This is a genomic window from Rhodanobacter sp. ANJX3 (assembly GCF_014200755.1).
GTDB lineage: Bacteria > Pseudomonadota > Gammaproteobacteria > Xanthomonadales > Rhodanobacteraceae > Rhodanobacter.
Genome location: NZ_JACHCM010000003.1, coordinates 559,496 through 581,255, shown reverse-complemented (window position 1 = coordinate 581,255; position 21,760 = coordinate 559,496). Strand labels below are relative to the sequence as shown.

Sequence of the window (21,760 nt, the reverse complement as noted above, 5' to 3'; positions counted from 1 at the left end):
CTGCCGTGACGTTCAGCATTCCGTGAAACATGCAAGAATGCCGCGGCTGTTGAACCCGGCAGCCCGACCTTCAAGACCGACGCGAAAAGACCGACGATGGCGACAGAAATGAAAGCCAGAGACATGGTGAGCTGGCGTATTGCCGGCCTGCTGGTGGCCATCTTCATCATCGTCGGGCTGCCGTACCTCGTCACGCTGAACAATCTGCGCCAGACCGAGCAAACCACGGCTTGGGTGGCCCACTCGAACGCCGTCAAGGCGGTGACTTACGAGATCGCCTATCTGGTTCGCGACAGCGAAGCGGCGGCTTATCGCATGCTGGCCGGCGACGGTAGCAACGTCACGCAGATGCGCGTGGATCGCGCCGGTAGCGATGTGAAAGGCCTGCTGGCGCAGCTGCGCGACATGACCCGGGACAATCCCGATCAGCAGATCCTGATCGGCACGCTAGACAGCAGCGTCAACGGCCGCATTACCCTGATGAATCAGGCGACCGCACGGATCGAGCACGCCGATATCGCGGGAGGGCGGCAATCGCTGCGCGACGCCGGCGATCTGTTCAAGATCAACTCGACGGTCGTGTCCATCGTGAAAAACGAGGACGCCCTGCTCGCCTCGCGGCAGGCGGCGGCCAGCCATGAGGCGAGCACGGGCAAGCTGGTGCTCGCGGTAACCGCGCTGGCGCAGCTGCTGCTTCTGGCCATCATCGTGGTGGCGTCGGAGCGTCAGGTCGGTCGGCGGCTTGTCGCCGAGACGCGCGAGAGCAGTGCGGTGAAGCGTTCTCAGCAGATCCTGCATGCCGTTCGCGAACCCATCGCGCTGTTCGACGACAAGCTGAATGCGCTGTTGGTCAACACCGCTTTCAGCGAGCTGTATCAGATGGACGCCGACGAGCAGGCGCAGCCGCTGGCCGAGATCGGTCACGGCGCCTGGAACGACAGCGTGCTGCAGCAGCGGCTGCGCGACGTGCTGCTGCGCGACCGCGAGCTGTGGGATTACGACATGACCCAGCGCACGATCGACGGTGAGGACCGGCACGTCGTGGTCAATGCGCGCCGGCTGCAGCAGCAGGAGAGCGATGCGCCCACGCTGCTGCTGACGGTCAGCGACATCACGGCGCGCGCGATGGTCGAGCAGAAGGTCAGCGAGCTCAACCGCCAGCTCGAGGGCAAGGTCAGCCAGATCTCCGACGTCAACCGCGAGCTGGAGGCCTTCAGCTACTCGGTATCGCACGATCTGCGCGCACCGCTGCGACACATTGCGGGCTTTGCGCGCAAGCTCGAACATCATCTGGGCGAGCATGTCGACGAGAAGGCCGCGCACTATATCGAGGTCATCTCCAGCTCGGCGCAGCGCATGGCGCTGCTGATCGACGACCTGCTGGTTTTTTCGCGGCTGGGGCGAGGTGCGCTACGGCTGCAGGCGGTGGATATGCAGACCGTGGTTGAGGAGTCGCGCGCGATTGTCGAGTCCGGCGCGCAGGATCGGCGCATCGTGTGGGATCTGGAGCCATTGCCGATGGTGATCGGCGATGAGAACATGCTGCGCACGGTCTGGCAGAATCTGCTCGGCAACGCGGTGAAGTACACTGCGCAGCGCGACATCGCCACCATCAAGGTGACGGTGCAGCAAGGCGCCAACGGGGATTACGAATTTACCGTGGCCGACAATGGCGCGGGCTTCGATATGCAATATGCGGACAAGCTGTTCGGCGTGTTCCAGCGCCTGCATCGCGCGTCCGAATTCGCCGGCAACGGCATCGGTTTGGCCAATGTGCGGCGCATCATCAGCCGTCACGGTGGCCGGGTCTGGGCTGATGCCGAGCTGGGCAAGGGCGCCAACTTCCATTTTTCGCTACCGGCCACCGATCTGGCTGGGGCTTCGGCTTCAACGAATGAGACTCGCGTATGAATAAGCGTGACCTGCGTACCATCCTGCTGGTTGAAGACAGTCCCGCCGATGCCGAGATGGCGCTCGATGCGCTCAATGGCGCGCATCTGGCCAACCCTGTGGTACACGTCGAGGACGGCGTGGAATGCCTCGACTACCTGCATTGCCGCGGCGCGTTCGCCGGACGCCAGGACGGCGACCCGGCCGTCGTGCTGCTGGACATCAAGATGCCGCGCATGAACGGGCTGGACGTGCTCACCCAGATGCGCGCCGACGAGCGCATGCGGCGCATCCCGGTGGTGATTCTCTCGTCCTCGCGCGAAGAGAGCGACCTGGCCCGCAGTTGGGATCTCGGCGCCAATGCCTATGTGATCAAGCCGGTCGACGTCGACCAGTTTTTCGACGCGGTGCGTACCCTCGGCCAGTTCTGGGCGGTATTGAATCAGCCCCCGGAAAAAGAGTGATAGTCAGCGATAACCGGGGCGTGAAAGCCCCGCTGCAAACCCGGCAAGATGTGCAAACGAAAGGCTTGTAAAACCGCATCGAGGAGAGCAGGTCGCTGGCAGAGATTTTTCCGAAAGGCCCAGAACATTGTCGCGCCGGTTTTCATGCCGCCCGGCCGCACAGTTTCCGGTCACGCTGAATTCGTTTCCCTGGAACCCATCCATGCCACATCGGCAGACTCAATTACCGCCAAGCATTCGCGTGCTGCAGGTCGAGGACAGTGCACTCGATGCCGAGCTCGTACTGGCGCAGCTCGATGAAGACGGCATCGCCTACGAGGTGCGTCTGGTCGACGACGCGCCGCGCTTCCTGGCGGCTCTGGAGGAGTTCAAGCCGGACATCGTGCTCTCCGATCTGAGCATGCCGGGCTTTTCAGGCCAGCACGCGCTGGAGTTGCTGCGCCAACGCGACGAGGACCTGCCGTTTATCTTCGTCTCCGCCACGCTCGGCGAAGAGGCGGCCATCGAGGCGTTGCGCAACGGCGCCACCGATTACATTCTCAAGCAGAATCCGGCCCGACTGGCCAGCGCCGTGCGCCGCGCGCTGGCCGAGGCCGACGCGCGCCGCGCCAGCCGCCGTGCCGAAGCCGAGCTGATCCGCGCGCAGCGCTTCGAGAGCCTGGCCATGCTGGCCGGCGGCCTCAGCCACGACTTGCGCAACCTGCTGCAGCCGCTGCTGCTGGCCGGCGACAGCCTGCAGGATTACCAGGACGATCCGCGGCTGGCCCGGCTGGGCAAGCTGGTGCGCGACTGCGGCAAGCGCGGGCTGGACATGGTGCAGTCGATGCTATCGTTCGCACGCGGTGCGCGGCGGGCGGAAGAGGTGCGTCTGGGGGCGCTGCTCAACGCGCTCGACCTGCTCCTGCAGGGCAGCATTCCGCGTTCGGTGGCGATGGAGCTGGCGATCGAAGACCCCGAGCTGTCCTTCGAAGGCAATCACACCGAGCTGCAGCAGTGCCTGCTCAATCTCTGCCTCAACGCGATTCAGGCCATGCCCGACGGTGGCAACCTGCGCATCGAAACGGCGCAGATCCATCTGCCGCTGGATTTCTTTCTGCCCGAAGAGCACCCGCGTCAGGGCCGCTACCTGCGCATGAGCGTGATCGACAGCGGCGCGGGCATGAGCCAGGATGTGCTGGAGCGACTGTTCGAACCGTTTTTCACGACCAAGGAAACCGGTACCGGCCTTGGCCTGCTGTCGTGCAAGCGCATCATCAGCACCCACGGTGGCGTGATGCGCGTGAACAGCGAGCCAGGCAAAGGCACGCGGTTCGATCTGTATATCCCGCTGGAGGAGCTGGCGGCCGACAGCGAACACAGTGGCAGCAAGGACAGCCTGGAAGGTTCCGGCGAGCGTGTACTGGTGGTGGTGGAAGAGGCCGGGCAGCTCTCCCTGATGGTCGACACGCTCGACTCCTACGGTTACGAAGCGCATGCCAGCCAGAGCGGTACCGCGGCTTTGCAGTGGATCGAAGCCTGCGGTCTGCCCGATCTGGTCGTGCTCGATGCCGACATGAACCTGTACACCGGCGTGCGCACCTTGGCGGCATTGACCGAACATGGGTACAACGGTGCCGTCATCCTGCTCGGTCGCCCCGAGGCACCGCCGGATCTGCACGAGCTGCCGCCGTTCGATCACCTGTATGTGATGAACAAGCCGATCACCACGCCGCTGCTGCTGAAGACCTTGCGCAAGGCCCTGCTGGCGGCAAGCGGCGAACAGTAGCCACTGATCTGATACGGTTCCCGCACCGACGGGTGCTGGAACCGTATCAGTCGATGCCGAGCTTTTTCAGCTTGTAACGCAGCGCGCGAAAGGTGATGCCGAGTTTTCTGGCCGCGGCGGTCTTGTTGTAGCGCGACTCTTCCAGCGCCTTGATGATGGCGGTGCGCTCGAGGTTGCTGATGTAGTCGTCCAGCCCACCGTTATCGGCGGCTGGCGGCGGCGCATGGCCGCCCATCGTCGGCATGCTTTCCTGAAAGGAGGAGCGCGGCGCGCGCTGCGGCAGCATCAGGTCGTCGGCGTCGATGCTGTTGCCGTCGCACATCGCCATCGCGCGCTCGAGAATGTTTTCCAGCTCGCGCACGTTGCCGGGGAACTCGTAGGCCTCCAGCGCCTGCCTGGCCGCCGGCAGCAGCTGACCGACGGGTTCGCCGCTCTTGCCGGCGAGCGCTTTGAGAATAAAGGCCGACAGCAGCGGTACGTCGCCGCGGCGCTCGCGCAACGGCGGTACGCGCAGTTCGATCACGTTGATGCGATAGAACAGATCCTGGCGAAACTGACCCTGCTCGACCAACTGGCTGAGGTTCTTGTGCGTGGCCGAAAGAATGCGTGCGTCGACCGGAATCTCGTCGCGGCCGCCGATCGGGCGCACGGCTTTCTCCTGGATCGCGCGCAGCAGCTTCACTTGCATGTGTAGCGGCAGTTCGGCCACTTCATCGAGAAACAGCGTGCCGCCCTGCGCGGCCTGGAACAGGCCTTCCTTGTCGCTGCTGGCGCCGGTAAAGCTGCCCTTGCGATGGCCGAAGAATTCGCTTTCCATCAGCTCGGATGGAATCGCGCCGCAGTTGACCGGCACGAACGGACCGCTGGCGCGCGGCCCCTGCTCGTGGATCAACCGCGCGACCAGCTCCTTGCCCACGCCGGATTCGCCGGCGATATAGACCGGCGCCTGATTGCGCGCCAATTTGCCGATGGTGGCGCGCACCTGCTGCATCGCCGGCGAGTCGCCGATCAGGCGTTCGCTGGAGTCGCCGGGTTTGGCCGCGCCGACGCCGTTGCGCTTTTCTTCGGCAAGCTTGAGCGCGGTGCGCACGAGGCCACGCAGCATCTGGATATCGACCGGCTTGGAAACGAAATCGAACGCACCGGCCTTCAGCGCGTTCACCGCGGCGTCCACGTTGCCGTAGGCAGTGATCATCGCCACCGGCGTATCCGGCGCCGTGCTGGAGATCAGTTCGATGATTTCCTGTCCGTCACCGTCAGGCAGGCGCATGTCGGTGAAGCACAGGTCATAGGTTTTTTCGGAAAGGGCGCGACGCGCCTCCGCCACTGTGCCTACAGCATCGACTTGCAAATCCATCCGGCCCAGCGTGATGGTCAACAGTTCGCGGATGTCGCGCTCGTCATCAATGACCAGAACGGTCTGTAAGCTCATGGTGCGCCGTGTTGCGATAGGTTGGTCAGAGAATACCCGTCCAGGCCGAGCGGGGCAAAGATCGCAACCCAGGCGTGCGGTTTCCGTGACGCATGTCGCCATCGGCAAAGGCTCTGGCCAACCATCTAGCGGCCCAGATGGCGATCGAAGAAGCTCACCATCACGGCATAGGCCTCCTTCGACTCGGGCATCTGCGGATCGGAGAAGAACGAGTGCCACATGCCGTCCCACACGTGCAGCTCGGCGTCGACGCCCGCTGCACTGAGCAGACGCTGGCTCTGCATTTCGGTGCTCATGGCGAAGTCGCGGGTGCCGGTGATCAGCAGGGTTGGCGGGAATTTCGCCAATAGCGCCGGCGAGTTGGCCGGAAAGACCAGCGGATCGTCCGCTTTGGCATGGGCGAAGTAGGGCAGGCTGGCAAGCTTGAGCGGTGCGCTCGGTATGGCCTGACCGTTGAGGATCGGCGCCACATAGCTGGAGTCGCCGCTGAACTCGGCCACCGACCCGCAGAACGTGCCGATCGCGCCAGGTACCGGCAGCTTTTTCGAGATGATCCAGGCCACCGCCTCGGCGGTCAGCACGCCGCCGGCGGAACAGCCGTAGATGCCGATGTTCTTCGCCGGATACTGCTTCAGCAGGGCGCGGTAGACCGCGGCGACGTCTTCGCTGGCGGCGGGAAAGACGTGCTCCGGGCCTTCGCGATAGTCGACGGTGACGACCTTGATGCGGCCAAGGCTTGCTAGCGGAATCGACTCGACCAGTCCGCCGCTATGCGCCCCCCACAGAAAGCCGCCGCCGTGCAGATTGATCAGTACGCGCTTTTTTTGCGCCGCGGATACGCCGTTGGCGGGCAGCACGACATCGGTCGGCACCCCGCCGATGGTTTCCGCATGCGTCGTCACCGGATAGATCGTCTGCATGCGCCTGGCGCGATCGCTGTTGATCCGGTCGTAAAATGTGCGACTCGGCTCGATGCCGAGCGCCAGCGATGGCGTTTTCCTGCCGTCTGCCAATACCTTCTGAAACATCGCCGCCGCCTCGGGCGAGGCGTAGCTCGAATAGGGAATGGAGAACGCAGATCCTGTCGCCGTACCGCTCTTGTCGATGGCCGGTGGCGTGTCGGCGAGAACCGGAGCACCGGACAGAAAGGCCAGAATAGCGATGGACAAAGTGCGCAGGCGGGTCATTGGCATGATGCATTTCCTCGACGTCGGGTGGAATGCGAAATCGTCTTGTCAGTGGGCGGTGCGGGTCAGCCGCGTCTTGCCGGCGGCATCGCGATCGATGGTGATGTCGTAGGCGATGCCGCGAAAGCGAACGTGCTTCAGCGTCAGCGATTTCCATGAGGCTGGCAGCACCGGCGGATACGCTTCGACCACGCCCGCTTCTTCGATGCGCAGGCCGGTGAAGCCATACACCATGTTCTGCAGCAGCCCTGCGCTGGCGGTCAGGAAATAGCCGGTGTTGTTGGTCGCGGTTTCGGTGCGCACGTTGAATGGCGGCTTGATCACGTCGGCCGTGATGTTTCGCCGAAACCACTCGCTCGCCCCGACTGCATCGCCCAGTGTGGCGGCGGCGATCGAGGTGGGCGCCAGACCCATGCTGTTGGGGTCGCGATGCGAGCCGGTGATCGGACTCAGCGCAAAGTCGTAATCGCGTTGGCGCAGGGCCTGCGTCATCGGAAAGTCGAGTGAGGGATACGACAGCATCGGCAGTGAGCTGCCGCCCCACGAATCCATGTCGTGCGGCACGCTTTCGTCGAAGTCGAGGTGATGGCCGTCTTTTTCGGAGAACGGAATCAGCATGCGTGCGGCGATATCCGACCAGCGCGGGTCGGGTGTCTCGCCGACGATCGCCGCCGCCGCGGTGGCGATGTTCAGCGCTTTCGCGGCCGAGGCGTTGGTGAAGGTGTCGTTCGGCACGTCGTTGTAGTCCTCGTCGACCGAGGTGACGTGCAGGATTTCGTAGCGCTGTTTCTTGGCATTGAAGGTTGCGCGGCCGGTCCAGAATTTCGCGATCTCGCGGATCACCGGCCAGCCATGCTGTTTGAGCCAAATCTTGTCACCGCTGGCCAGGTAGTACTGCCACTGCGCGATGGCGATATCGGCATTGACGTGGATCTCGCGCTCGCCCAGCACGCGCGCGAAATACGGCGTCTGTTCGGTGCCGTTCTCGGGATCGGCTTCCCATGGGTACATCGCACCCGGCAGCCCGCGTTCGCGCGCGCGCTGCTGCGCAGCGGGCAGTGTGCGGTCGCGGAACATCACCAGCGACTTGGCGCGCGACGGATGCAGCAGCAACAGCGCGGGGAACACCCACGAATCGCTGTCCCAGAACGCATGACCGGCGTAACCGGGCGTCATCGCGCAGGCACCGATCGGCCACGCGGTATCGGCGGTGGAGTTCGACAGCAGGTAGTACAGATCCGAATGCACGATCTGCTGTGCCTTCGAATCGCCGTCGATCTGGACGTCCGTTTGCCAGAGCGCGTGCCACGCCGCCTGATGCGCGCTCAGCAGCGCGTCGAATCCCTGCGTGCGGGCTGTGCGCGCCAGAGCGAGGTCGTCGCGCGCGTCGCCGCCCCAGTTCTCGCGCGAGGCGGCGACGTATTTGGTAAAGGTATAGGTCTGGCCCTTGCGCACCGGGATGCGCAGGTTCAACGCGAGCCGATAGTCGCTCCGGTAGAACTTGCCGTCGATCGGCTTCAGCTGATCCGGCAGGCTGATCGCCGCGGCCTCGGCCATGCGCAGACCTCGTTCGGCGCGGCCATCGAGCGATAGCGTCAGATCCTTCGCGTCGCCGTGGCTGGTCAGTACGTGGGTATCACCGTGATACCAGAATGCGGCGCGATCGGAGGTGGCCGGCGCGATCGGCTCCAGCTTCATATTGTGCGCGGCGACCGCCTCCTGCATCTGCTCGCCGGTCAGCTTTCCCAGCGGCATGCGCGGTTGATACGGCGCCCAGGTATTGAGTGCGAAGGACAGTTCGACGATGCCGTCGAAATCCGGCGTGATCGACAGCTGCGTGGCCGCCAGGTGCGGCGACGCCTGGCTGACGAAGGTCGTCACGGCGACGTCGGTGGCACGGCTGTGATCGATATAGCGATAGCGCGTGCTCAGCGTGGCGTCGTGCAGGTTCAGCACCTGCCGGTAGTTCTGGAATACCGACGGCGCCAGCGCGACCTGATTCATCCAGAAGTGGCCGGCGCTGGAGGTGCCCGTGCTGTAGTCGATCTCGGTCCAGCCGGGTATGGCGGCGGGCCGCGAAAAGTCGTCCCTGGTGTAATCCATCAAGGCGACCATGTAGGCGAGGTTGCCTTCGGTGCCGCGCGGCGCGGTCATGGTCGAGAAATAGCCGTTGGCCAGCTGGCCGGGAAAGTAGGTAGCGAAATCGTTCGAGCTGGCGGTCAGCAGAAAGCTGGGGTCCGTTGCGGCGAACGAGGGCGCGACCGCTGAGAGAAGCAGCGCCAGCACGATCGGCCGGAGCCATGGCCGTGACGAATTCATGCGCTGTTTCCTGCCGCATCGGGCAACACGTCGAAGGCCACCGTCAGACGCGTGCGATCGCCTGTGAACGGTACGGTGCCGTGCCACAGGTAGGAAGGGAACAGCACCAGCATGCCGACCTCGGGTCGCAGTACGTGTTCGGCGGCTAACGCCGGAGTCGTCGCGATGCCCGGTGCACCGAACGCCAGGCAGCCTTCCGGCGTGGATGCCGTGGCGATGCCGTCGGGCATGTCGATATAGCAGGCGGACGAGATCCATCCACGCGGATGCACGTGATTGTTGTGAAAGCCCGACGTGCGTAGCCGCACCGACCAGCCGCCGTTGAATCGGTAGCTGCCGCGGTTGCGGCGGCGCATCGGGTCGTGGCCCTGGCCGATATGTGCGAGGTATTGACGTATCGGTGCGTCGAAGGCTGCGAACAGCGCCTGGATCGTCGGGTCGCTGCTGCGCGCCAGATCGTCGGTCGTTTCGGTGCCGTGGCGCAGCGACTGAAACAGCAGCGGATGTCCGTTCGCCGGATGCAGCCGTTCGAGGCTGCGTTTGACATCGGTCAGAAAACTGGCCATGTCAGCCCATGGTGCCGGCGCCTGCAATGGCTGGGGAACGACCAGCTGCGCGTAGTCGCACAGCTCGTCGTAGCGGGGATCGTCGAGCAGGCGCCACGCCGTCGTTTGCAGCGCGATGAGATACTGGTCGTCCGGCGTGCGCGACAAAAGCTCTTCGGTCTGCGCCAGCGCTTCGCCTGCCTCACCCACGCCGAGCAGCGACGCTACGCGAAGATTTTTTGCGGGCTCGTTGGCTGGCGACGTGCGCAGCGCTCGCTCGGCGAGCGCCAGCGATGCCGCCGGGTCGAATTCCAATGCTGCCAGGCCTGCACGCACCAAGAGCGCGGGCGTCGCCTGCGGTTTGCCGGCCTGCTCGGCCAGGCAGGCGTACGCGCCACGCGCGTCGCCGGCGCCCTGCAGAATCGCCGCTTTCGTGGCGCGCAGCGTGTCGTCGTCGGCAAACGTCTGCAGCGCCCGATCGAGCATCGCGGTGGTCTGGCCGATGTCGCCAGTGCGCATCCACACCAGCCGGGCCAGATGGTTTTGCGCATCGACGAGACGCGGGTTCTGTCGCAGGCAATCGTGCAGCGCCGCCTCGGCGCGATCGAACTTGCCCAGACCGATCAGGCTGCGCGCGTGCGTGAAATAGGCGGCGGCGGTCCGGTGTCCGCTCGCTATTGCCGATTGGGCTACTCGCTCGGCCTCCGCATGCCGGTTCGCGGCATCGAGCGCGATGGCCAGCGCGTGCGCAGCGGCAGGGTCGGCGGGAGATCGTTCGGCGCGTCGACGGTAGATCGCGATCGCTTCCTCGTGGCGACCCAGCGCCGCCAGTGCCGTCACGTGCTGCGTGACCAGTTCGACCTCGGCGTTTTCCACCGCGCAAAGCGGTGCGACTATGGCGAGGGCTTCGCTCGCGCGCTGCGCGTCGTTGTAATAGCGCGCCAGTGCCAGCGCGGCGTGCGGCAAACGCTGTGCTGCACGGCGCAGCAGCGGTTCGGCCTCATCGCCGCGGCCGCGACTGAGCAGCAGTTCGCCCAGCGTCGCCAGCGTCGGCGCCCAGTGCGTATCCTTGGCCAGCGCCTGGCGCAGCAGGGCTTCGGCGGCGTCGATGTCGCCCAGGGCCTGCTTGGTCCCGGCCAGCAGACGCAGCGGCTCGACCGCCTCGGGATGCTGCGCGACCAGCTCGGCGAGTCGATCGTGCGCGTCGCGCAGGTCGCCCGATTGCAACAGGGCGCCGACGCGGCGCATGGATTCGAGCAAGGCGTGCGGCAAGGTATCCATTCAAATGCCGTTGTTTGGATACCCATGCGAACCCGTCGCACCGGCGAAACGCGAACGGCCAGCGTGAGCGATGGTGAAGATATCCATCGCCGTCATAGCGACTTGCGCGTCAGCCGGGCCTTGCCTGCCGCATCGCGATCGACCGTGATGTCGTACAGCTTGCCGCGAAAGCTGATGTGCTTCAGCGTCATCGATCGCCAGGTCGGTGGGAGCGCAGGGGCATAGGCTTCGCTGAGGCCGCTATCGTCGATGCGCAGGCCGCTCAGTCCGTACACCAGACTCTGCACAAAGCCTGCCGAGGTGGCGAGAATATAGCCGGCGTTGTTCGAGGCGGTTTCGCTGCGTACGTTGTAGGGCGCTTTCAGAAAGCCGACCAGGTTGCGCTGCAACCACTCGCCGGCCGTCTTGCCATCGCCCACTTCGGCGGCGGCAGTGGCCAGCATCACCATCATCATTTCGTTGGGGTCGTTGCCGTGCACTTTCAGCTCTTCCAGCTGGAAGGCGAAGTCGTTCCGACGGATTTCCGGCGACATCGGCAGATCGAGATTGGGATACATCAGCCACGCCAGCGACGAGCCCATCCAGGTGATCTTGTCGTGCGGCACCGAGGCATCGAAGTCGAGATGACGCTGCGCCTTGGCATCGAACGGGATATACATCTTCCTGGCGATAGCGGCCCACTGCGGATCGGGCGTGGCACCGACCTTGAGCGCGGCGGCGGTCGCGATGTCCAGCGCCTTGCGCGCGGCGGCGTTAGTGAACGAGTCGTTCGGCACGTCGTCGTAGGCCTCGTCGGGCGACGTGACGTGCAGAATTTCGTAGCGGTCGTCGGTCTTGTCGTAACTGACGCGGCTGACCCAGAAATCGGCGATCTCCTTGATCACCGGCCAGCCGTTCGCCTTCAGCCAGGCGCTATCGCCGCTGGCCAGGTAGTACTGCCATTGCGCGATGGCGATGTCGGCGTTGACGTGCACCTCGCGGAACACACCATAAGCAAAGTGCGGCGTGTAGTCGATGCCGGTTTCCGGATCGGCCTCCCACGGATACATCGTGCCCTTGACGCCGTACTGCGCAGCGCGCTCACGCGCCGGCTGCATGGTGCGATGGCGGAACATCACGATCGGCTTGGCCCGCTCCGGGTGCAGCAGCAGCAGCGCGGGGAATACCCATGAATCGGAATCCCAGAACGCATGTCCGGCGTAGTTCGGGGTCAGCGCGCACGCGCCCATCGGCCATGCCGTGCCGGTGGTGGAGTTGGACAAGAGATAATAGAGATCCGAATGCACGGCCTGCTGCACCTTCGCGTCGCCATCGATCGCGATGTCCGACTGCCACAGCGTATGCCAGGCGGCCTGATGGTCGGCGAGCAGCTTGTCGAAGCCGGTGCCGCGCGCTTTTTTCGCTAACGTGGCGGTGGCTTCTGCATCGCCACCCCAGGTTTCGCGGGACATTGCCACGTATTTGGTGAAGGTATAGGTCTGGCCCTTCTTTACAGGCACCTTCAGATTCAGCGCCAGCTGATAGGTGCTTTTGTCGAGAGTGATGGCGCTAGGCTCGATGCCCTTGGGCAATTCGATCGCAGCCGCCTCGGCCATGCGCAAACCCTGCTCGGCCTTGCCGTCGAGCTGCAGGGTGAGATCCGTCGTGCTGCCGTTCTCGTTCGAGACGCCGGTGTCGCCGTGGTACCAGACCGGTGCGCGGTCGGCGGTGCGATAGTTGACCGGCTCGGTCACCGACATATTGTTGGCGGCGACCGCGGCCAGCATCTCGTCGCCGGTCATCTTGCCGATCGGGAAGCGCGGCTGGTGCGGTGCCCAGATATTCAACGGAAACGACAGCTGCACGGTGCCGTCGAATTCCGGCGTGACGCTGATGCGCGTCGCCGCCAGATGCGTATCCGCCTGGCTGACGAAGGTGGTGACGGCGATGCGCGTGGATTTGCCGCCGTCGTCGGTATAGCGGTAGCGCGTGGTCAAGGTGCCGTCGTGCATGTCCAGCGTCTGCTGGTAGTCGCCGAAGGCTTTCTCGCTGAGCAAGGTGCGGTTGAGCCAGAACTCGCCGGCGGTCGATTTGCCCGTGCTGTAGTCGATGCCGCTCCAGCCGGGGATGGCCGCCGGGCGAGCGATATCGTCCTTGGCGTAATCCATGAACGCGACCATGTACGCAAGATTGCCTTCGGTGCCACGCACCGAGGTCATGGTCGAGAAATAGCCGTTGGCCAGATAGCTGGGAAAGTAGTTGTCGAAATTCTTCGACGTGGCGCTCATGACGAAGCTTGGGTCCGTCGCGGCGTGCGCTGCCGGTGCGGCCAGAGCCAGCGCCACGAAGAGAGGGGATAACAGTCGATGAGCTAGCGTCATGTTATTTCCGTATGGATGGGGCCGGCGTGACTGGCCCGGTGTGGATGCGTGCAGGCAATCGCACGCTTATTTGCCGGCCAGGTTCAATGCGGTCGGTGCGGCGCCGCCGGCGCGGTCGGTCTCGCGTTTGAAAAAGAACAGCGTGACCAGTACCAAGACCATCGGCACCAGCGAAAAATAAAAGGCGTGGATGCCGTCGAAGCTGGCGAATACCCGCGCCGTGATGTACGAGCCCAAGGTGCCGCCGAGCGCCGAGAAAACCACGATCAGCCCGGTCATGGCCGCGTGCATGGGCTTGGGCAGGGAGCTCAGCGCCACCGAATTGATCACCGGATAGATCGGCGCCATCAGTAGACCGAGCAGGGGAATCAGATAGGCCGCGGTCGGTGCGTTGAACCAGCCCACGTCCGCTCGCGCCACCACGCCACGGGCCAGTGGCAGCACGATGATCACGAGCACGCCCATGCCGATCACGCAGACGTTGAGCAGGGTGTACCAGCGCACGCGCTTCAGCACGATGCCGGCGGCGATGCGCCCAAGCGCGGTCATGCCGGCCAGGATGCTGGCGAACTGGATGCTCATGGCATTGGGCAGTTTCAGTATTTCGTTGTTGAACGTCGGCAGCCAGGTGCCGAAGCTCTGCTCGATCAACACGTAGAGAAAGGCGGATGCCAGAAACACGTACACCAGCGGCCGTACGAACAGCCGGAACATTTCCATCAGCGAGTCGCCGAACGAATTGTTGTGCCCGTGCGAGTGCGCTGCGCTCTCGTCCAAGCGGCTGCTGGCCAGCAATACGATCACCAGAGCGCACAGCGTCGCCAGCACCCAGTAGACGTTGAACCATACCGGGTTGCCCGGATGCGCGCGATCGACAAAGCCGCTGAAGATCCAGTTGCCGGCGAGCACGCCGACCATGAACATGCCTTCGACGAAATTGGTCAGTCGCGAATGCGCGGTCTTGTCGGCGGTGAGCAGGCCGATCGATGAATACACGCCGACCTTGGCCAGCGCAAACGAAATGCCCACGCAGGCAAACAGCAACCGCGTAGTCAGGAAAGTAGGGTAGATCGGCATCAGCAGGCAGGCGCCGCCGACGATGGCCAATGCCAGCATCATCGACCGCTTGTAGCCGGCCAGCGGAATGAACGAGGCGACCAGAAACGAGGTGAGCGCGATCGACAAATCTTTGTAGCGCTCCAGCGCGCTGGCTTCGGGCTTGTCGATGCCGAACGTAGCGATCGACTGCAGGATCACCGTGCCTACGCTGTTGAGCAGGATCGCGAAGATCATGTAGATCAGTACCAGCGCGGCGATCATGCGGTATCGGTTCACGGCATTCTCTTGGTTCGTTTTCGGCAGCGTAGTAATGGCGTGGTCCGACCCGTCTTGGGGCGAGAGTCGGACCACGCTTTTCGCACTAACTCAGCTCTGTTATTGCAGCCTTGTCAACGCCGGGCGCATCGATCAGAAACTGTATTTCGCCTGGAAGTTGACCTCGCGACCTTCCAGCGGACGGGCGAGAATCACACCGCCGGAAACGCCGGTGCCGAAGATGCGCGAGTTGCTCTCGGTCAGGCCCAGCTCGTTGGTGATGTTGGTCCCCTGCAGGCGCAGCTGCCAGTTCTGCTCGACGTTGGCGACGATACCGAAGTCCAGCGTGTTGTAGCTGCCCAGCTGCTGCAGGCCGGAAACGTCCTGCGTGTGTGCGCCGACATGCGTGTAGGTGACGAAGGTGGTGATGTCGCCCCAGCCGAACGGAATGCGGTAGCTCGGCGTAAAGGCATAGTGCACCTTCGGCTGACGCTGCAGCTGCACGCCGTCGATAAAGGCGCAACCGGTCTCGCCCGTTACCGTGTTCGTGAACGAAAGGCAGGAATTGTTGTGCGTGTAATGCCCATCGAGATAGTTGGCTACGAGCGACAGCTTCAGGTTCTCGACCGGTGTGACCGAGCCGATAAAGTTCACACCCTTCGAGTCGGAGCCGTACAGCGCCTGTGGACCGATCGGCGTACCCGAGGCGGTCGTCGGCTGATAGGTCAGGCCGTTGAACTGCTTGTGATAGACACTGATGTCGGCGTAGAACAAGGGCGACTGATACTTGAAGCCGCCTTCGAAGTTCTGGATTTTCTGCAGCGGCGCGGTATTGCCGGTGGTGTTGCCGCGCAGCGCATTGTCGAAGTCGCCGAAATGCACGCCCTTGTTGGCTCGCACGTACAGGCTCATGTTGTCGGCCAGCTCGTAGTTCGCACCGACCGTCCATGAGGTATGCGTTTTGTTGTACGCCGTATGCGCATAAGTGCCATTGCAGACGGGAACGGCGTTGTTGTAGAGGGTGTAGGGATTGTTATCCAGATCCTCGTTGGTCATGTTGCAGACGTTGAGCGTGGATTCTTGGTTCTCCAGACGCGCCGACGCGTCGAACAGCCAGCGGTCCAGATGCCAGGAGTCGGACAGGTAGAACGCCTTGTTGTTCGAGACGCCCTGCTCGGTGATGTCGTAGTTGCCGTTGAGGTTGCTGAAGCCCTGCGGATCGGTCACGTAATAGGTCTTACCGTTGAGCTGATAGCTCACCGCGATCGGCCGCGCGTTCGGCGTATTGGTCATCAGCATCTGGTTGCCCAGCGCCCAGGCGTCGTCGTCGGTGTAATGCGCCAGGTAGACGCCGGCAGTGAGGGTATTGCCGTCGAAGATTTCCTTGCTGAGGCGGAAATCGTTGTTCATGTTGCGCAAATGCTTGTGGATGTACCACCAGCCCTGCTGGATCACGCTTTGATTCGCGCTTACCGGACCTCCACCACCGGGGCCGGCGTAGGTCGCCGTATAGGTTGAGCCGGCCGGCAGCAGCAGGCCGTTCTGGCTGGCGGGCACGTTGTAGAGCTCGTCGTTGAGCGATGCCGGGTTCGAGCCGGAGAACAGCGCGTTGGTGTTGACGTCGCCTTCGTCGAACAGAAACTTGTCGCTCAGCGTGATGCCGTTGCCGAGGTCGTAGTCGAAGTTCGCGCCGAAGAAATTCATCTTGGCACCGCGACCGTTGGCGAGGTTCGCGTTCGAGCCGCCGTTGGGATACGCGGCGAGGAACACATGCTGCAGGTACTTGCTGTTGTAGGTGTCGGTTAGCGGATCGAAGCCGGGGTAGGCGCTGAAATGATCGCTGCCGCTCTGCAGCAGCGGGATCGGCGTGATGAACTGGTTCTTGTCGTCCAGTGTGCGCGCGTACAGGGTGAACGAGCCGTTGTCCGAATCGTGGGTCAGTGTGCCGGTGAGCTGGCCGCCCTTGTCGGCGGCGAACTGCGGATCGCGCACGCCGGAGGAGTCGCGATAGAAACCGCCCACGCTGCCGTACCAGTTGTCGGCGATCTTGAAGCCGTAGAAGCCGTCGACGCGCTTGAGGTCTTCCGAGCCGTAGGTCACGCCGATGCTGCCCGACGGTACTTCGGTGCCCTGCTTGAGAATGAAGTTTTCCGTTGCGCCGATCTGGCCGTCGGCGAACACGACGGATGGGCCACCCTGCACGATTTCGACACGCTCGATGGTGTCATCGAGGCGGAAGATCGATGTCTGTTCGAAGAACGACAGCGACGGCATGCCGTACAGCGGTGAGCCCATCAGCTGCACCGTGTTGAACGGCGCATCGCCGCCGCCCGGAAAGCCGGCGATTTCGATATTGGCGCCGGTCTGGCCGCCGGTGGATTCGGGCCAGAGTCCCGGCGAGATCTTCAGCAGATCGGCGGTACTCTTCGGATTGGCCTGCCGGATCTGTTCGGCATTGGCCGTGGTGATCGTGTAGCTGGCGTCGATTTTCTTGACCCCGGTAGCCGAGCCGGTGACCACGACCTGATCGAGGTTCTTGGTCGTCTTCGCATCGGTGCCGGCGGCATTTTTCTTTGCCGCCGCCGGCGGTGGCGTGGCGGTGGCGTTCTGCGCCGGCGCGCTGGTCTGCGCGCTGGCGGCCGCTGACATCAGAATGCCGGAAATGGTCGCCGACAGTACGAGCATGGCCATGGGCCGGTTGCGCTTGGTGCTTGTCATTTCATCTCTCCCCATCACTTTGGTTTTGATCGCGGCCCCTCGACAGTGAGGGGCCGCGCCAGCTTGCTTTTAGATTTCTGCAAAACGGCCGATGTCGAACGCAGCGACGTCGGGCAACACCACATCCGCCTCGGGCAGCGCGTCCGCGCGTCCGATTCCCACCGCCGCCATCCCCGCGGCATGAATGCTGGCGATGCCAGCCGCAGCGTCCTCCACGCCGAGGCATTCGCTCGGTATCACACCGAGAGCGCTTGCCGCAGCGATAAAAATTTCCGGATCGGGTTTCGAACGAGCGATCCGGTTGGCATCGACCACGTAGTCGAACAAGTCGGCGATGCCCAACCGCTCCAGCAGCAGCGGGGCGTTCTTGCTTGCCGAAGCCAGCGCCGTTTTCAGTCCGGCTTTCTTTACCGAGGCGATCGCTGCGCGCGCGCCAGGCAGCAGGTTTTCCGGTCCGAAATGTTGAACCTGCTCGCGGTAGTAATCGTTCTTACGCGCGGCCAGTTCGAGCTTTTCATCGAGGCTGTACTGGCGCGTCGCGCGTTCCAGAACGATGTCGAGTGAGGCGAGCCGGTCGACGCCTTTCAAGCGTTCGCCTACGCTGTCGTCGAAGCCGATGCCGATCTCGTCGGCCAACTGCTTCCAGGCCGCGTGATGCACCACCGCCGTATCGGCGATCACCCCATCGAGATCGAAGATCACGGCTTTCAGCGGTCGTGGAAACGTATAGCTCGTCGCCGACGCGTCTGCGCAGGCAAGATGCAGCGGCCGTCCGGCGTTCAGCTGTTGCCGAACGCCGTTGTGCAGAAAAGTGAGGCTGTCACCATCGGTGAGCGAATAATGCACACCGTTGCGATCCACCTCGACGCGCAGGTGTGCATCGCGCCAGCGCAGGCCGAAGCGATAGCTGCTCCACGGCTGCGGCAGCTGCGGTGCGAGCGACGGCTCGCCGCCGCGTACCCGAAATCCGCCGAAGCCCCAGACCAGCGCCAGCCAGCTGCCGGCCATCGCGGCCATATGGATGCCATGCGCGGCGTTGCCGTGCAGATCGTCGAGGTCGACGCGCAAGGTATCGAGAAAATACTGGTAGGCCTTCTCGCCGAGGCCCACCTCGGTCGCCATCACCGCGAAGGTGGAGGCCGACAGTGTCGAGTCGTGTACGGTGACGCCTTCGTAGTAGTCGAAGTTGCGCCGCTTGGCCGCGGTGTCGATGCCGTCGCCGGCCAGCATCAGCGCCAGCACGGTGTCGGCCTGCTTGCATACCTGGTGGCGGTAGATGCTCATCGGGTGCAGGCGCAGCAGCAGCGGCTGATCGCTCGGCGCATCGGCAATCGCCGTAGGTAGACGCGGCTTGTCGAGAAAGCCGTCGTCCTGTGGAAAGATGTTCAGTCGGGCATCCACCGGCAGATACATCGCGTCGGCAGCGCGCTGCCACAGCGCGGCCTCATCGCTGGTCAGCTCGATGCGGCCGGCCAGCGCGGCGTACTCGGTCGGATGCGATGCCGCCAGCTGCGCCGCGACGGCTGCCGCATCGCGCAGGTGCCGCTGCGCCATGCGGTTGGTGTAGTAGTTGTTGTCGACCAGGGCGGAATACTCGTCCGGGCCGGTGACCTCATGGATGCAGAACGCGCCATCGTGACGCGCGTTGAAATGGCCGATGTCGAGCCAGATGCGCGCGGTTTCGAACAGCATCTCCGCACCCTGCGTGAGCAGAAACGCCTCGTCGCCGCTGGCGTCCAGGTAGAGCCGAATCGCCCAAGCGATGTCGGCATTGATGTGGTACTGCGCCGAACCGCCGGGGAAGTACGATGAACATTCGTCGCCGCTGATGGTGCGCCAGGCGTAGAGCGCGCCGCGCGGATGATCCAGTTCGCGCGCATGCAGACGGGCGCGGTCGAGCGTTTCGTAGCGGTAAGTCAGCAGGCTGCGCGCCAGGCGCGGCGCGGTGGATACCAGTGCGGGCAGCATGAAGGCTTCGGCGTCCCAGAAATAGTGGCCCTCATAGCCTTCGCCTGTGAGGCCCTTGGCTGCCGTGCTGCTGTGGCCGTCGCGCCCGCTGGACTGATACAGGTGGAACAGATTGAAGCGCAGCGCCTGTTCGATCTCGGCATCGCTGACGGCCAGATCGGCGTCGCGCCAGAACTGTTCCAGCGTGCGGGTCTGCCGGGCCAGCAGCGCAACGTAGCCCTGCGCCACGCTGGTCGACAGCGTACGCTCGACTTCACCGGTTAGATCGGTGTTCGGCTTGTCATCGTCCGGCAGCGACCAGGCATAGGCGACGTATTTTTCCAGCGTCACGCTCTGGCCCGGCAGCAGCATGCCGGTGAACGTCTGCGACACGCCGTCGGCAGCCGAGGAAGCGTGCTGAAAGCGCAGGCCGTCGTCGGTCAGTCGATGCTGTTGTCCGCAGGCCAGGCGGATGCGGCTGTTCGCCGTCTGCTGGCGAACCCAGCTGTGCGTATCGCCGGCCTGCGCGTCGATCGTCTGCAGGCCGCCGTGCAGCTGCGCGCCGATGCGCGGGTCGTCGCCCTGTCGGGCGGCGCCGTGTGCGGTGTTTATGGTCGACTCCAGGCTGATCGGCCCGGTGTAGTCGACCGACCTCACCTGGTAGCGCATGGCCAACAGGCCGGGCTCGTCCAGTGCCACGATGCGCTGGGCGGTGATTTCCAGCGTCGCGCCGGTGGGCGAACGCCAGCTCAGTTCGCGCCGGTAGCAGCCGCTGCGCAGATCGAGCGCGCGCTCGAAGCCCAGCCACTCGCCCTCGCCGAGCCGCACTGGCGCATTGCCCAGCTGCAGGCGAATGCCGGTGGCGTCGGCAACGGGCACGCGCGTATCGGTGGTGCGGGCATAGCCGGTAAAGCGCTCGTGATAGTCGATCGGCGAACGCTCCCACACGGCGGCCAGAAAGCTGCCCTGGCTCGCGCTCGGATACTCCTCGATTCCGCCGCGCACGCCGAGCGCGCCGTTGGCCAATGCGAACAGGCTTTCCTCCTGCGCGAAGTCCGCAGGGTTTGTGCCACGGCGCACGAGCTGCCAGGGATCGACGGATGATCCGTTGAAATCGGCCAGTTCGGATGGTTTCCCCTGTGTTGCTACTTGCATGTAGACAAGCTCGTGCTGACTTTCGATGGAGGCGCAACTTATGGCGAAGACGCAGGGCTTTTCGCCGAATGGCGGCGAGCTTGCCAGTAAATGATATCGTTATCAAGATATCGTTATCATTTGCTCAGGCGTTGCGGCACATGGGCTGGCGGCCGGAGGAATAGATGCCGTGGCAGGCAAGGGCTGAGCGCAGGTACCTGCTGTGGCCGCCTGTGATGGACGAATGCGTCGCAAGTAGCCAAACTGCAAGGCATTGTTGCGTCGCGCCATCGGATGGGCGAATGGCGCAGGCAAACCAGCAGTTGAGAAAACGGGCGACGATACGACGATGCCGAGCACAGGTCAGGGGGCGGAAACTTGAGTCGCACGGGCAAGAAGCAGCCGGACCCGCTGGGTTCGATGAGCCTGACCATGGCCGATCTGGCGCAGCTGGCCGGCGTGTCGAAGATCACGGTATCGCGCGCACTCAGCGACAGCCCGCTGGTTACCCTGAAAACCCGAGAGCGGATTCAGGCGCTGGCGCGCGAGCACGGCTACAAGCTCAACGTCAGCGCACGCAATCTGCGCTTGCGCCGCAGTCATACGGTGGCGGTGATCGTTGAAATGAAGCCGTCGATCGATCGCACGATGTTCGACCCGTATCCGCTGGTGCTGCTCGGCGGCATCTCGCAGGAGCTCACGGCGGCCGGATACAGTGTGCTGCTGACCACACGCCAGGGCGCTTCGGCGGCGGCGGTACAGGCCGCCGACGGGCTGATTCTGTTGGGCCAGGGTGTGCACCAGGATGCGGTACGCCGCTTCGACAAGCTCGGCCTGCCGATGGTGGTGTGGGGCTCGCGCGGCAAGGGCGATACGCAGATCGTGGTCGGCGGCGACAACCGGCAGGGCGGGGCCATCGTGGCCGATCATTTTGTGGCGATGGGGCGGCGGCATCCGGTATTTATCGGCAACCCCAGCCATCCGGAAATCTTTGAGCGCTTGAACGGGTTCGTCGATGCGTTGGCCTTGCACGGCATCAAGCCGTTGCTGATGCGCCGCGACGAGTTCACCCCCGACTCGGGCATGGACGCCGTGCATTCGCTCCATGCGCGCGGCGTGACCTTCGACGCGATTTTTGCCTGTAGCGATCTGCTGGCGATGGGCGCGATCCGCGCGACCATGGAGTTGGGTCATTCGGTGCCTGGCGATGTCTCGGTCGTCGGCTATGACGACATGCCGGTGGGTGCGAGCTTCATGCCGCCGCTCAGCTCGGTGCGGCAGGACTGGCAGGAAGGCGGCACACTGTTGGCGCGCAAGGTGCTGGCCCTGATCAACGGCCACTCGACCAGCTCGGAAACCCTGCCGGTCACCTTGATCGTGCGTTCGACCTAGCGCAATCTGCGC

12 protein-coding genes are annotated in these 21,760 nt (G+C 63.9%); 4 read left to right on the top strand and 8 right to left on the bottom strand.

Going from position 1 to position 21,760, the window contains the following annotated elements:
* Positions 1-108: 108 nt before the first annotated feature.
* The 3 genes from HDE76_RS11095 (at position 109) to HDE76_RS11085 (ending at position 4,119) form a co-directional block, all read left to right on the top strand.
* Positions 109-1,911 (top strand): ATP-binding protein, encoded by a 1,803-nt coding sequence (locus HDE76_RS11095; protein WP_184507402.1) that lies wholly within the window; start codon positions 109-111, stop codon positions 1,909-1,911.
* Positions 1,908-2,354 (top strand): response regulator, encoded by a 447-nt coding sequence (locus HDE76_RS11090; protein ID WP_179477755.1) that lies wholly within the window; start codon positions 1,908-1,910, stop codon positions 2,352-2,354. The genes HDE76_RS11095 and HDE76_RS11090 overlap by 4 nt, the downstream gene beginning before the upstream one ends.
* Positions 2,355-2,556: 202 nt before the next feature.
* Positions 2,557-4,119, top strand: a complete 1,563-nt coding sequence (locus HDE76_RS11085) for a response regulator (RefSeq protein ID WP_179477754.1) — start codon at positions 2,557-2,559, stop codon at positions 4,117-4,119.
* Positions 4,120-4,165: 46 nt separating this feature from the next.
* Here the strand turns inward: HDE76_RS11085 and HDE76_RS11080 are convergent, their stop codons facing one another.
* The 8 genes from HDE76_RS11080 to pgmB form a co-directional block, all read right to left on the bottom strand.
* A complete protein-coding gene (locus HDE76_RS11080; RefSeq protein WP_179477753.1) occupies positions 4,166-5,551 on the bottom strand; it encodes a sigma-54 dependent transcriptional regulator in 1,386 nt (461 codons plus the stop codon).
* Between the two features lie 125 nt (positions 5,552-5,676).
* The gene (locus HDE76_RS11075; RefSeq protein ID WP_255457678.1) at positions 5,677-6,744 is read right to left on the bottom strand and encodes an alpha/beta hydrolase fold domain-containing protein; all 1,068 of its coding nucleotides are present in this window, start codon (positions 6,742-6,744) and stop codon (positions 5,677-5,679) included.
* A gap of 42 nt (positions 6,745-6,786) precedes the next feature.
* Complete coding sequence (locus tag HDE76_RS11070) at positions 6,787-9,057, bottom strand: glycoside hydrolase family 65 protein (protein WP_184507398.1); 2,271 nt, start codon at positions 9,055-9,057, stop codon at positions 6,787-6,789.
* Complete coding sequence (locus HDE76_RS11065; RefSeq protein ID WP_184507395.1) at positions 9,054-10,883, bottom strand: putative 2OG-Fe(II) oxygenase; 1,830 nt, start codon at positions 10,881-10,883, stop codon at positions 9,054-9,056. Before HDE76_RS11065 ends, HDE76_RS11070 begins: the two co-directional genes overlap by 4 nt.
* 92 nt (positions 10,884-10,975) lie before the next feature.
* A complete protein-coding gene (locus HDE76_RS11060; RefSeq protein ID WP_179477750.1) occupies positions 10,976-13,243 on the bottom strand; it encodes a glycoside hydrolase family 65 protein in 2,268 nt (755 codons plus the stop codon).
* A gap of 66 nt (positions 13,244-13,309) precedes the next feature.
* The gene (locus tag HDE76_RS11055; RefSeq protein ID WP_184507772.1) at positions 13,310-14,563 is read right to left on the bottom strand and encodes an MFS transporter; all 1,254 of its coding nucleotides are present in this window, start codon (positions 14,561-14,563) and stop codon (positions 13,310-13,312) included.
* Between the two features lie 147 nt (positions 14,564-14,710).
* Positions 14,711-17,275, bottom strand: a complete 2,565-nt coding sequence (locus HDE76_RS11050) for a TonB-dependent receptor (protein WP_179477749.1) — start codon at positions 17,273-17,275, stop codon at positions 14,711-14,713.
* Positions 17,276-17,344: 69 nt separating this feature from the next.
* The gene (gene pgmB / locus HDE76_RS11045; protein WP_179477748.1) at positions 17,345-20,377 is read right to left on the bottom strand and encodes a beta-phosphoglucomutase; all 3,033 of its coding nucleotides are present in this window, start codon (positions 20,375-20,377) and stop codon (positions 17,345-17,347) included.
* Positions 20,378-20,788: 411 nt separating this feature from the next.
* Between pgmB and HDE76_RS11040 the strand changes: the two genes are divergently transcribed.
* On the top strand, positions 20,789-21,748 hold the full coding sequence (locus tag HDE76_RS11040; RefSeq protein WP_184507769.1) for a LacI family DNA-binding transcriptional regulator: 960 nt from the start codon (positions 20,789-20,791) through the stop codon (positions 21,746-21,748).
* Positions 21,749-21,760 lie beyond the last annotated feature (12 nt).